The 12,941-nt window shown below is 36.5% G+C and carries 12 protein-coding genes and 1 riboswitch; all 12 genes read left to right on the forward strand.

Features of this window, described 5'->3' with window-relative positions; translation table 11 throughout:
- The first annotated feature begins 357 nt into the window (after window positions 1-357).
- The 12 genes from B8967_RS14245 to B8967_RS14300 all read left to right on the forward strand — a co-directional run bounded on the left by B8967_RS14245 (window position 358) and on the right by B8967_RS14300 (window position 12,940).
- Window positions 358-720, forward strand: coding sequence for a hypothetical protein (locus B8967_RS14245; protein ID WP_084086545.1), 363 nt, complete (start codon window positions 358-360; stop codon window positions 718-720).
- Between the two features lie 156 nt (window positions 721-876).
- A complete protein-coding gene (locus tag B8967_RS14250) occupies window positions 877-1,152 on the forward strand; it encodes a YHS domain-containing protein (RefSeq protein ID WP_047485004.1) in 276 nt (91 codons plus the stop codon).
- The gene (locus tag B8967_RS14255; RefSeq protein ID WP_115920836.1) at window positions 1,139-1,816 is read left to right on the forward strand and encodes an SCO family protein; all 678 of its coding nucleotides are present in this window, start codon (window positions 1,139-1,141) and stop codon (window positions 1,814-1,816) included. The genes B8967_RS14250 and B8967_RS14255 overlap by 14 nt, the downstream gene beginning before the upstream one ends.
- Before the next feature lie 138 nt (window positions 1,817-1,954).
- On the forward strand, window positions 1,955-2,629 hold the full coding sequence (locus B8967_RS14260; RefSeq protein WP_047485007.1) for a superoxide dismutase: 675 nt from the start codon (window positions 1,955-1,957) through the stop codon (window positions 2,627-2,629).
- 3 nt (window positions 2,630-2,632) lie between these two features.
- Window positions 2,633-3,004 carry a hypothetical protein gene (locus B8967_RS14265; RefSeq protein ID WP_052188471.1) on the forward strand — a complete coding sequence of 124 codons (372 nt, stop codon included), beginning with the start codon at window positions 2,633-2,635 and terminating at the stop codon, window positions 3,002-3,004.
- A gap of 269 nt (window positions 3,005-3,273) precedes the next feature.
- A complete protein-coding gene (locus B8967_RS14270; RefSeq protein WP_228406197.1) occupies window positions 3,274-4,173 on the forward strand; it encodes a hypothetical protein in 900 nt (299 codons plus the stop codon).
- 4 nt (window positions 4,174-4,177) lie between these two features.
- Entirely contained in the window at window positions 4,178-6,157 is a 1,980-nt protein-coding gene (locus B8967_RS14275) for a TonB-dependent receptor plug domain-containing protein (RefSeq protein WP_084086547.1), read from the forward strand.
- A 47-nt stretch (window positions 6,158-6,204) separates the two neighbouring features.
- On the forward strand, window positions 6,205-7,071 hold the full coding sequence (locus B8967_RS14280; protein WP_084086548.1) for an MbnP family protein: 867 nt from the start codon (window positions 6,205-6,207) through the stop codon (window positions 7,069-7,071).
- Between the two features lie 16 nt (window positions 7,072-7,087).
- Entirely contained in the window at window positions 7,088-8,107 is a 1,020-nt protein-coding gene (locus tag B8967_RS14285) for a cytochrome-c peroxidase (protein WP_084086625.1), read from the forward strand.
- A 140-nt stretch (window positions 8,108-8,247) separates the two neighbouring features.
- A riboswitch (cobalamin riboswitch) is annotated at window positions 8,248-8,434 on the forward strand.
- 184 nt (window positions 8,435-8,618) lie between these two features.
- Window positions 8,619-10,598, forward strand: coding sequence for a TonB-dependent receptor plug domain-containing protein (locus B8967_RS14290; protein WP_317043866.1), 1,980 nt, complete (start codon window positions 8,619-8,621; stop codon window positions 10,596-10,598).
- Window positions 10,595-11,731 (forward strand): YncE family protein, encoded by a 1,137-nt coding sequence (locus tag B8967_RS14295; protein WP_084086550.1) that lies wholly within the window; start codon window positions 10,595-10,597, stop codon window positions 11,729-11,731. Before B8967_RS14290 ends, B8967_RS14295 begins: the two co-directional genes overlap by 4 nt.
- Before the next feature lie 15 nt (window positions 11,732-11,746).
- A complete protein-coding gene (locus B8967_RS14300) occupies window positions 11,747-12,940 on the forward strand; it encodes a cell surface protein (RefSeq protein ID WP_084086551.1) in 1,194 nt (397 codons plus the stop codon).
- Window position 12,941: the final 1 nt, after the last annotated feature.

Consider the following 12,941-nt stretch of genomic DNA (forward strand, 5'->3'; position numbering starts at 1 on the left):
AATACATCAATAGAGCCTTTTAACAAGATTAAATTTTATAAAGAACTAATTTTTTATTTGATAAGAAAAAAGTCAGATATTTCCTTTTCTATACAGAACTGATGCTCCTCCATCTTATGAATGTAAATTTATTTTGAGCATGATATAGATTCTTAAGAAGAGTTTCAAAGGTCGGGATAATATTATTACAGTAACAGATACAGTTTTATTATTTTTATAGGTAACAGTGAGCCGGTAAGCAGTAATTTATCCATCTACAATTAATTCTAAACCATACAAGAGATAAAAATGACATTGATCATAAATAAGGTTTAAAACAATTTTGAAATAGTATATTTGTAACACAGAACAGAATAGTTGAAGGTATTCATTTCCATATTCATTATTTTTACCGTTGCATTACGTCCCGTTTTGCCACTGGTAAATTATGTTGTTAACTATGACTATATCGTAAAAAATCTTTGTGAAAACAGAGATATACCTCAGTCTACCTGTAAAGGAAAATGCTATGTGGAAAAAGAACTGGCAAAAACAGAAAAACAATCCAATAGCCGTCAAACGATAAAAATTGCAGGCCTGGATGTTTTCCTTTCCCATGAAATCCTTTCTTTTTCATACGAAAATGAGCTTGAGCTGTCTGTGAAAACTCCGGATGCAAAAGACTTTAACTTTCATCCGTCAGGATATTTTTCCAGAATATTCCATCCTCCCATGGCATAAGTTTACTTTAAACTATGATTTTAGTTTATTGATGGGAGTGTTCTTGAACTTAGTATACTGAGTCCTGATTGCTTTCCCTAATGTTATGCTTTCCCAAAAGCTAACAGTCTATTCCATTTACATTTAATAGTATCATTAATTTCAATTTATATCAAAATGAAATCTCCGATTATTTTGACAGTTTTGTTGTCAATATCATTACTGTCATGTGCTAAAGAAACACCTCAGGTGAAACATAAAAGCAATATGAGTTCTTCTAAAGAGAACTTAAAGAATATACAGGTGGTGAATGAAGAAGACCCGATCTGTCATATGAAAACCGCAGAGTTCCTGAAAGACACTGCCGTATATAAAAACAATACCTATGGTTTTTGCAGTGCTTACTGTAAAGACGAATTCAAAAAAAGCCCTGAAAAATATGCCAAAAAATAAGAACGCTAACAACAAGACGAAGATTATTATCCCCATTGTGGCCTTTGCTTTGCTTTTTCTGGGTATTGGAGTAGGGATGGGATATTTTAAAAAGAATCTTTATACTGTTATGAAAGTTCCTGATTTTAATCTGACGGATCAGAACACTAAAAAAATAACGAACAAAGATATGCTGGGAAAAGTATATCTGGTAGAGTTTTTCTTCAGTAAATGCCCCACCATTTGTCCTGTGATGAATACCAATATGAAGGCCATTCAGAATCAGATTAATAATCCTGATTTTGGAATTATTTCTATAAGTATTGATCCTGAAAATGATACTCCGGAAGCCCTAAAAGAGCATGCTAAAAGAATTGGAGCTCAATCCCCCAACTGGCATTTCCTGACGGGAGATAGAAAATATATCGGGGACCTTGCGGATAAGTTTAATATTTATGTAGGAGATCAGGAAGATGAAGGAGAAAGTCTTAACCACAGTGGAATGATTGCATTGGTAGATCAGGAAGGAAACATCCGCTGCCGATACAATAAAGAGAATATGCCAATCCTCTATTATTCAGGATTGAATTATGAAGATCCCGAAGGTAAAAACCCAAAACTAACAGGGAAATATCACCCTGACCGCGAAATTCTGATTGAAGATATCAGGAAATTATTGAAATAGGCTGGGAGATGGAGATTTGAAGTGCCTCTGTGCAGATATTTAGTATGTATTTGCCTGCTAACTGAGATCAACTAAATTACTTTCAGCCCTAAGCTTTCTTATTAATAAAAATATTGTTTAACCATACAACAAAACGTTATGAAGATTATGAAAATAGCTGCTTTAGGAGCAGTATTGGCGGCTCAGTTTACACTGGCTCAATTTAAGCAAACTCCTCTACCATATGCATATAATGCATTGGAAGGATCAATAGATGCGCAAACAATGGAGATCCATTACTCAAAGCATGGTGCAGCGTATGCCAGCAACCTGAATAAAGCGATTGCAGGAACTCCACAGGAAAAAGAAACCTTAATTAAGATTCTTTCTGAGACTTCAAAATTAAGTCCTGCAGTAAGAAATAATGCCGGTGGACATTATAACCACGAGCTTTTCTGGACGATCCTTACTCCAGAGAAGAATACTCAACCTTCTGCAAAATTGGCGAAAGCTATTACTGAAACTTTCGGAAGTATGGATGCTTTCAAAGAGAAAATGAGTAAAGCAGGAGCAGATCGTTTCGGGTCAGGATGGGCTTGGCTTTCTGTGGATAAAAACGGAAAGCTTTTCGTTTCCTCTACTCCTAATCAGGATAATCCATTGATGGATATTGTAGAAGAAAAAGGAACTCCTATTCTGGGAATTGATGTTTGGGAACATGCTTATTATCTGAAATATCAGAACAAAAGAGCAGATTATCTTTCTGCAATCTGGAATGTGCTGAACTGGAAAGAAGTGAGCAAAAGATATGATGAAGCTTTAAGCAAAAAATAATTCATGAAATTAATTTACAGCATACTCTTTATTAGCTATATGGTATTCAGACCTCTGATACCACTGGCTGAGTATGCTGTAAATTATAATTATATTGTCAATACTCTGTGCGTCAACAAAAGCAAACCGGAACTTCATTGTAATGGAAAATGTTATTTGAGCAAAGAACTGGCAAAAACTAATACTGATCCAGAATCTACTCCTTTCAATAAAATAAAGAACTCAGGGCAGAAAATTCTTGATATTTATACACTGCCTGAGATCACAGAGGTTGCCATCACCGGAAAAATTATAGTTTCCAAAACTAATTTCATCTATGAAACAGCCTATTCTTTTCTGTTTCTGAAACACATTTTCAAACCACCGGTTTTTTAGAATTCTCCTATAGAAAATTAACTACAAAAGTTTATTTAAGGAATCTTGAATAGACATAAAATCCTATGGCGTAGAAAGTTCACAAAACTTGAAAATTTTTGATTTTCAAAAGTGTTATGCGTACTTATCAACACTCTGTGGATAACTTTAAAAACCTAAGTGTTATAAAGCTTTTTGTGGTAAAAAACTGAATGTTTCAACATTCAAAGTATTTCTATTGTATTCACCCAACTAAAAAATCAACAATGAAAATGTATCAACTTTTCATAATGAGTTTACTGTTGATAGTGGTCTCATGCACTCTCGACAAAACGGATTATGAAAGCGAAATCAATACAGTCGTTCCGGAACATTACGAATTTAAGCAAGCAACAGCTGTCAATAAAGATGGTTATACAATAAGCATCGAGACTTTAAACGGAATATTTTATCAAGGGTATAATGAAATCAGATTAAAAGTTCTTGATACCCAGACGAACGAAAATATCAATGTTTCAGATGTAACTTTTTTACCTATCATGACAAAAGCTGATGGGAATAAAACCTCATGTCCTTACCAATACACTCTGGATTACAAGCCGGATGGTCAATATTATTCAGGGTATTCTGTATTTACTGATATAAGCAATACCGCAGCGAACTGGAAGCTTTATTTGAGTTTTACAGTGAACAAAAAAATGTATAAGGTCAACAAAGATGTTACCGTGAATGAACAGACTAACAAAAACCTTAACATGACATCGTTTACAGGAAATGACGGAGAACAATATTATATTGCTCTTATTGCTCCTCAAAAACCAAAAGTTGCAGAAAATAAACTGGTAGCAGGGATTTATAAATACAATAAGGCTGTTACTTCTACAGGAGATTTTCCTGATCCTTCACAGTTTTCATATTCAGAGGTAAAAGGCTATACACTGCAATTGGACCCCAGAATGCCGGAACCATCCATGGGAAATCATTCATCTCCCAATAATCAGGATTTAATACAAGGAAATAACGGTTTGTATCATGGTGTTGTTAATTATACGATGACAGGGAACTGGACATTAAATTTTATTATGCTTGATCAAAATGGAAAAATCATCAAGGGAACAAAGGTTTCCACTGATTTTACACCAGGTGTTCCGGGAGCTAAAAGTGAACTTTTTATCGATACCTTATTCTAGTTTCATGAAACAACTCGGAATTATATTAATGTTTTTGGGAATGCTAATGAATGCCCAAAACAGAAAAGGACGAAAAGACAGTATCACTCTTTTAGATCAGGTAGACGTAAAGGGCAGTAAAAAGAAAATTGAAACGGATATAAAAATGTCCGTTTCAGTGGACGAATTTCTCGCTTCTTCAGAAAAAATAAGCTTTATAAAACGGGGAGCCTATGCCTGGGAACCTTTACTCAATAATATGAGTACGGAACGGTCTGTTATTACCATTGACGGAATGCATGTTTTTGGAGCATGCACTGATAAAATGGATCCGGTGACTTCTTATCTGGAGGCTAATAATCTCTCAGCGATAGATATAAAATCAGGGCAGGAAGGGAGTTCACATGGAGCAACAGTGGCCGGAAGCATTGATCTGAAAAGAAAAAATACGCCTTTTGGTCTTGAAAAAAAGTGGAATGGAGCCTATCAGACAGGTTTTGAGTTCAACAATAAACAATTTTTCAATCTTGGAAATATCTCTTATTCTGGGAATAAACTTGCGGTAGATGGAAGTATTTCCTTCAGAAAAGCAGATAATTATTATGACGGAAATGATGCTGAGGTCAATCATTCACAATATAATAAATTCAACACTGCAATTGGAATAGCTTATAAAACAAGTCCTTTATCCTCAGTAAGGGTGGATGCAATTTTCGATAGGGCAAAAAATGTCGGATTTCCTGCATTGCCAATGGATTTATGGCTTTCCAGAGCGATGATTACATCAGCTTCCTACAGGCAATTGTTTAATGAGGGTTTGATTAAATCCTGGGATACCAAAATCTATTACAACACCATAGAGCATTATATGGATGATACCAGACGTCCTGAAAATCTTGTACACATGGATATGCCGGGATGGAGTACCACATATGGGCTGATTTCATCGATTCACCTTAAAAAAGAACGGTATACCTCAGCAATAGAATTCAATATGTACAATAATACATCCATTGCAGAAATGCGGATGTATCCACAAGATCGGAAGAACAGGACAATGTTTGCATACAGCTGGCCCTGGGTAACTACCCGTTTTGCAGGGCTTTCGATGAATAACAGTTGGGAGATATCAGATAAAAGCCGTGTGAATTTTGGTGGATCGTTAGGACTGAACTATAATGAGTCCAAATATGTAGAATTCAATTGGATTTTTCACCCGGGAGCATCTCAGCAAAAAACGAGAATTCTTCCAAGTTTACATGCTGGATACCAATTCACAGAGGATCATTTTAGTTTTTCTGTGGGAACGGGGTATGGACATAGAGCACCTTCCGTTTCAGAAGGCTATGGATATTATATCTACAATAGTTTTGATCGATATGATTATATCGGAAATCCTGATTTAAAAAATGAAATTTCTTACGAAACCAATGCCAGTGCAGGTTTTAAAAATGAAAAGATGAGTATTGAAGCTAAAGTGAATTACTTCTATATTCAGAATTATATCATTGGAAAAATTTTAAGTCTCGGAAGTCCCATGAATTATCAATCGGTAGGAGTGAAGGCTTATACTTCTCTGGATCATGCGACACTTTTTAATATGTCTCTGAATACAAGCTATAGCATTTTGCCGGAACTGCATTGGAAGGGAAGTTTAACGTACGCCCGCGGAAGAGATGATAAAGGGAAAAACTTACCTTTTATCCGCCCGTTGAGTTATTTGACTTCTTTACATTTTACCCACCATAATGTTGGAATCCATACTTCGGTAAACGGAGATTTTATCCAGCTTAATTATAGTCCGGAATATGGAGAAGACAAGACTCCAGCCTATGCCGTATGGAATTTTTCCGTGGATTATAATTTCAAAATCAAAAAAATTAAAACTGTTTTTCAGGTGGGAGCAGAAAACCTGTTGAACAAATATTACAGCACCTATGCAGATTGGGGAAACATTCCAAGAATGGGCCGTAATATCTTCACCTCTTTACAATTCAGTTTTTAAGGATCATAAAAACTTTAATTAAAACAACAACAACTAAAATTTTTACAATGCAAAACTTAAAACAATATTTACTATTATCAGCTTTTTCACTGGGTATAATTTCCTGCCAGAATAGTGATGATAATCCTGTTGCCAATAATGTAACCCTTGAATTTAATAATACTTTTAAAAATACAACCATTGTGCTTGGAGATGCTACCTCTGGAACAGCTACCACCAATATCTCTGCAGAAGGGCAGGTTCATCATTTCTCAGAACTAAAATATGTAATAAGTAATATTCGTCTGATAAAGGCAGATGGTAATGAAGTTCCCTACAAAATTAATGACCTGGATCAAGGAGCTACCGTAATAGATCAGTCAAAACCGGAAACGCTTCGTTATATTCTGAATAATATCCCTGCTGGGGAATATAAAAGGATCAAATTCGGATTAGGAGTAAAAAGAGAACTGAATGTACTGGATCAGATGAGGTTTCCAAAATTCTATGCAACTGCCGGTTCTAATGACACCCAAATGATGTGGGAATGGGGAGCCGGTTATCGTTTTACAAAGATTGAAGGTTTCTATGGGACAGATCATAAACAGATGTCTATCCATACAGGAAGCACCATCAAAGGATCGGAAGGGAATTTTACCCAGGGAGTAGATGCATACAGAGATGTTACCCTAGACCTGCCTACCCATGCAATAGTAGATCATAAAGCCCCTAAAATTACTGTTAAAGCAGATTTTGATAAACTGTTGACAGGTAAGATCAACACGATTGTACTGGTTACTGGAACTGGATCGGATGGGAATGCCACTCCGAATATCCATACGGCCAATCAAATGGTAAAATTTGTGGATAACCTTGGCGGAAACGGATCCGGTGATATTTCAGGAATGTTTTCAGTGACTGGTGTTGAAAACTAGATTCATCTCTGTTGTAATGAAAAAAGGAGTAAGCATTTTAGCGATTTTTATATTGTTAATATCTTGTAATAACGATTATTATGAGCCTGTTTCTTATGATAATCCTCAAGTATCACTCAATATTCCTTTTGGCTTTCCGGAACTAAATAATTCGGTGAAATCTAATATGCCTACAAAATATGGAGTAGAGCTGGGGGAGAAGTTATTTCAGGATAAAAAACTCAGTGCAGATAATACAATATCCTGTTCCAGCTGTCACATTCAGGGAAATGCTTTTGCCGATAACAATGCGCAGGCGGTAGGTATTGAGAATAGACTAGGCTTACGGAATGTACCGGCTATTCAGAACATGATGTTTTTGAATTTTTATAATTGGGACGGGAATATTCTTCAACTGGAAAATCAACCGCTGGTTCCTATTATCACTCATGAAGAAATGGGTTCTTCTATTTTGGAGGTGATTGGCAAAATAAAGACTGATCTTATGTATAGAGATTTATTCAGAAAGGCATTTGGAGATGAAACCGTTACTGCGGAAAGAATTTATAAAAGTATTGCACAATACGAGTATACACTGATTTCTGCCAATAGTAAATACGACAGAGTAAGACGAAATGAAGGAGAGGTTTTTACAGGAAACGAAGCTCAGGGATATCAGACCTTTCAGCAAAAATGTGCAAGCTGTCATAGTACAGAACTTTTTACCGATCAGAGCTTTAGAAATATCGGTTTTCCTGTGAACCCCAATACCAATGAGGCCGGACGTGGAAGAGTGACGGGTCTTCCGGGAGATTATATGAGCTTTCGGGTGCCTTCATTACGAAATGTAGAACATACAGCTCCTTATGGAAGTTTTGGACAGTTTCCAACTTTAAGAGCCGTTCTTGATTATTTTGATAAAGGTGTTCTGGATGCCGATAATCTTGATCCGGTCTTTAAAAACAATGGAAACAAAATTCCTCTCTCAGAGCAGGAAAAGACTAATCTTATCTTATTTATGAAAACCCTGAGCGATCGTGAATTTGTGAAAAAATAAGTATAGATAAGAGCAAAACAATTCAACAGAATTGATGATTGAAGTTCATGAAAAATCCCGTTAGAAAATAACGGGATTTTTCATGTTTATGTATTGATAATCATTTTATTCTGCGTTGTATTGTATCTGACCGGAATTTTATATCTTTGCCGAAATTTGGCGAGCTGTAAAAAGCTCTTAAAAGGGAATCCGGTGAAAATCCGGAACAGACCCGCTGCTGTAAGCTCCATACCAAAGTTTTTGAAGATTATATCCACTGTTTTTTTAATGGGAAGGATTTCAAAAATGGAGTAAGTCAGAAGACCTGCCAGAATAAATAAACGTTTGACGCTTTCGTGGAATAAAGCTTTAGGACTACAATGATTCTGTGCAGTACATGCTGTGCTTTGTCATTGCTTTCTAATATCCATTAGCGTCATCATTATCCCTGAATGAGCTAATGGTGGCAAAACTGACTACATCTCAACTTCATAAAGTTGTTTTCACAATATTTGTGTTAACATCACAATTCTTGTTTTCTCAAATAAAGAAAAAAGACACCTTAAAGGAAGAAGCTATTAAGGCTGTCAATATTTACAAAAAGAACTTTAAAGAAATTGTTCCTGCTCAGGTATTGCAGGGAGAAGAGCTTGAAAGACTGAACAGCCACTCTGTGGCAGATGCCTTACGGTACTTTTCCGGTGTTCAGATCAAGGACTACGGTGGAATAGGAGGGCTCAAGACCATTAATATCCGAAGTATGGGAAGCCAGCATGTAGGGGTTTTTTATGATGGCATTCAATTGGGAAATGCTCAGAACGGTCTTGTGGATCTGGGAAGATATTCTTTGGATGATCTGGAAGAAATATCATTATACAACGGTCAGAAAAGTGAGATCTTTCAGCCCGCCAGGGATTTCGGATCATCAGGTTCTATTTATTTGCAGCCTAAAACACCTGTTTTTACCGGAACACGAAAAACAAATCTTGTTTTGAGGGCAAAAAGTGCATCAATTGATTTATTCAATCCTTCTTTCCGTTTAGAACAGAAACTATCACCAAGAATTTCCACAAGTTTTAGTGCTGAATTTCTGCAAAGTGATGGTATTTACAGATACCGGTATGCAAAAAAATATCCTAACGGAGAGCCTGCCTATGATACAATAGCTAAAAGAAGAGACTCTGATATTAAAGCCAAACGTTTTGAAACCTCTTTGAATGGTACTTTAAATAATGGAAGCTGGAATATCCGTGGCTATGGCTATATTTCCAATCGGGGTGTTCCTGCTCCTGTTGTGAATAGCCGTTTTGACGGGCGAGGGGCAAGAATGTTTGATGAGAATTATTTTGTACAGGCCAACCTGAGGAAAAAGCTTTTCCCTAAATTCGAAACTCAGCTTAAAGCAAAATTCGCTTACGATTATACCCGTTTTCTTGATACGGTACAGTCTCAGTTGGTTAAATATTCAGATAATACCTACATTCAAAGGGAGCTGTATATTTCATCTTCCAATTTATATACAGTGAATTCCCATTGGGACATTAGCTTGAGTGCAGATTTCCAATACAATAATCTGGATGCAGATCTATATCAATTTTCTTATCCTACCCGGTATACCACATTGGTGGCTTTGGCTACGACCTATCAATGGAACAGGTTTAAAGTTTTAGGAAGTCTGTTAGGTACTTTTACTTTTGAAGAAGTGGAACGAAATAAAAGACCTGAGGATAGAAGTGAATGGACTCCTGCTATTTTTATGAGCTACCAGCCGGCTATTGTTCCGGAGCTTACCTTTAGAGCTTTCTATAAAAAGATTTTCAGACTTCCCACCTTCAATGATCTTTATTATACCAATATCGGAAGTACTTTTCTAAAGCCTGAGTTTACGACGCAGTATGATTTGGGGTTTACCTATCAGAAGAAATATAATCATCCTGTCTTTAAAGCTTTTTATGCCAAGGTAGATGGTTATTACAACCGGGTAAAAGATAAAATTGTTGCAGCACCCACAGGAAATATGTTCCGCTGGATGATGATGAACCTTGGGCTGGTTGACATCATAGGTACAGATGTGAATGTCCAGGCTGAAATGATGTGGGGCAAAGTGAAAATTAAACCGTTGCTTTCTTATACCTATCAGAGTGCAAAAGATATCAGTAATCCGGGAGATGATATAAGCCCGGGTGATACCTTTTATAAAAAACAGATCCCTTATACCCCTTGGCACAGTGGATCTTTTACGCTGATGGCGGATTACCGTGACTGGAGTTTCAATTACAGTGTGATCTATGTTGGGGAACGCTATGACGGGCAGCAGGATAATATTCAGTACAATTTTGTTCAGCCCTGGTATACCCATGATTTATCCGTTCAGAAAAAATTCGACTACTCAGGACATCGGTTTAAACTAAGTCTTGAAATGAATAATATTTTCAATCAATATTATGATGTGGTCAGAAACTATCCCATGCCGGGAAGAAATTTTAAAATTACTTTAAACTTCACCTTATGAGAAAAATAAACTTCTGTCTTCTCCTCTTCATATTGGTTTTTCTTGTGGCCTGCCGTACCGATGATATTATCGTCCGTCAGGAAGTGGTAGAAGGGTTGGCAGCACCGGAAAATACTGCCATTAAAGGCTTTTACGTATTGAATGAAGGGAATATGGGAAGCAATAAATGTACGCTTGACTTTTTCGATTATACCAAAGGAACTTACTATCGGAATATCTATGCCGAGGTGAACCCTAATGTGATCAAAGAATTGGGGGACGTAGGAAATGATATTAAAATTTATGGAAGTAAGCTGTATATCGTAGTCAATGTTTCCAATAAAATTGAAGTGCTGGATGCTAAAACAGCTAAACGGATAACATCTATTCCCTTACAGAACTGCAGATATATAACATTTAAAAACGGAAAGGGCTATGCCAGCAGTTATGCAGGACCTGTAGATGTCAATCCTAATGCACCTAAAGGGAAAATAGTGGAAATCGATACAGCTTCCCTGTCTATACAGCGTCAGGCCACAGTAGGATACCAGCCTGAGGAAATAGAGATTGTAGGAGATCAGCTTTTTGTTGCCAATTCCGGAGGCTATATGGCTCCAAATTACGACAGAACAGTTTCCGTAATCGATTTAAATAGTTTTACAGAAACAAGAAAAATAGATGTTGCTATTAACCTCCACCGGCTTAAAAAAGACAATTATGGAGATCTGTATGTAAGCTCCCGGGGAGATTATTACTCGGTGCCCTCCAGTTTATATCTGATTGATGCTGCAACGGGGATGATAAAAAAAGATTTCCATATTGCAGTAAGTGAGATGACGATTGTAAATGATAAACTTTATTTCTATGGAAATGAATTCAATTACAATACCCATACCTCTCAAAAAACATTCGGGATTATTGATGTAAAAACAGAACAGATTATTTCTAACAGGATTTTTGATAAGGAATATGAAAATGCCATTAAAACCCCTTACGGAATTGCTGTAAACCCAATTACAGAGGATGTTTATATTACTGATGCCCGAAACTACGTTGCAATGGGTTTTGTGTACTGTTTCGATAAAAATGGCCATTTCAAATGGAAAACCGAGGGAGGAAATATCCCTGCTCATTTTACTTTTCTCTATAAATAATTAAAACTGATAAACATGAAGATCAAAACTTTTACCTATTTAAAAACAGGGTTTTTATCATTTCTTCTCATAGGAATGATAGGTTGTAAGCATGATGATGAGGAGAATTTTGTATTTAACGGGTTGGATGACTCTTATATTATAGAACGTTTTGAAGTTCTGAGTATTCCGACTCATATTTCAGGAAACTTTACCTGGAGTGTGAACGACTCGATTGTTTCTCAAAGTTCAGAACTTGAATTTATCAGTCCGGTAGTCGCTACCTATCCATTGACACTTAAGATAGAGAATAATGGGAATGTTCATACCTATCATTCTAAAATAGTGGTAGAAAAGGAAACGGCTACCTACAGCAAATATATAGCTAAGGTTTTTGATTATCGTCCTGCTCCCGGACAGTTTATGAATAAGATTCCCGAATATGAACCGGGAAATACAGCTGAAAATATGCTTCAGAAAGCGAGAGAATCTTTGATAGGTTCCAGTTTTCAAGAAATAAGTCTTGGGGGGTTCGGAGGCTATGTCGTTTTTGGATTTGATCATACGATTCCCAATCTGAATGGAAGAGATTTTAAAATCCTCGGAAATGCCTTCTTTGGAAATGCTGCAGCTGACCCCCGTTCAGGATCCTGTGAACCAGGAATCATTGTCGTGGCCTACGACAGAAACAAAAACGGAAAACCTGATGATAATGAATGGTACGAAATTGCAGGAAGTGAGCATTTTAAAAATACAACAGTAAAGGATTATAGCATAACGTATTTCAAGCCTAATGAGAATAAGCCTCCTGTTCCTGGAAATTTGGGCTGGCAAGTTGACACAGAATACATCAAGTGGCAGGATAATCTGGGAAATAATGGATTTAAAACAAAGAATATGTTCCACTTACAAAGTTATTATCCTTTATGGTTTTCCGAGGCTTCTTACAGTTTTAAGGGTACTAAGCTTAAAGACAATTATTATGATCAAAGCGGAACGGGGTCGTATTGGGTAGGAAAATCATATGAATTTGGTTATGCAGACAACGCTCCAAATAAAGATGATGCTTCCAATATTGATATTTCCTGGGCGGTAGACAGGAACGGAAGATACGTAAAACTTCCGGGTATCGACTTTGTGAAAGTATACACAGGAATCAATCAGGAAGCCGGATGGGTAGGAGAAGTTTCTACAGAAGTTTCAGGAGCTTATGATTTATACTTTAAATAAC

The organism is Chryseobacterium sp. YR221 (assembly GCF_900176315.1).
In the GTDB taxonomy this organism is placed as follows: domain Bacteria; phylum Bacteroidota; class Bacteroidia; order Flavobacteriales; family Weeksellaceae; genus Chryseobacterium; species Chryseobacterium rhizosphaerae.

Excerpts from the sequence above, each read along its gene's own strand:
- B8967_RS14250 (WP_047485004.1), top strand. The coding sequence starts at position 877 with ATGAAATCTCCGATTATTTTGACAGTTTTGTTGTCAATATCATTACTG.
- B8967_RS14255 (WP_115920836.1), top strand. The coding sequence starts at position 1,139 with ATGCCAAAAAATAAGAACGCTAACAACAAGACGAAGATTATTATCCCC.
- B8967_RS14260 (WP_047485007.1), top strand. The coding sequence starts at position 1,955 with ATGAAGATTATGAAAATAGCTGCTTTAGGAGCAGTATTGGCGGCTCAG.
- B8967_RS14265 (WP_052188471.1), top strand. The coding sequence starts at position 2,633 with ATGAAATTAATTTACAGCATACTCTTTATTAGCTATATGGTATTCAGA.
- B8967_RS14270 (WP_228406197.1), top strand. The coding sequence starts at position 3,274 with ATGAGTTTACTGTTGATAGTGGTCTCATGCACTCTCGACAAAACGGAT.
- B8967_RS14275 (WP_084086547.1), top strand. The coding sequence starts at position 4,178 with ATGAAACAACTCGGAATTATATTAATGTTTTTGGGAATGCTAATGAAT.
- B8967_RS14280 (WP_084086548.1), top strand. The coding sequence starts at position 6,205 with ATGCAAAACTTAAAACAATATTTACTATTATCAGCTTTTTCACTGGGT.
- B8967_RS14285 (WP_084086625.1), top strand. The coding sequence starts at position 7,088 with ATGAAAAAAGGAGTAAGCATTTTAGCGATTTTTATATTGTTAATATCT.
- B8967_RS14295 (WP_084086550.1), top strand. The coding sequence starts at position 10,595 with ATGAGAAAAATAAACTTCTGTCTTCTCCTCTTCATATTGGTTTTTCTT.
- B8967_RS14300 (WP_084086551.1), top strand. The coding sequence starts at position 11,747 with ATGAAGATCAAAACTTTTACCTATTTAAAAACAGGGTTTTTATCATTT.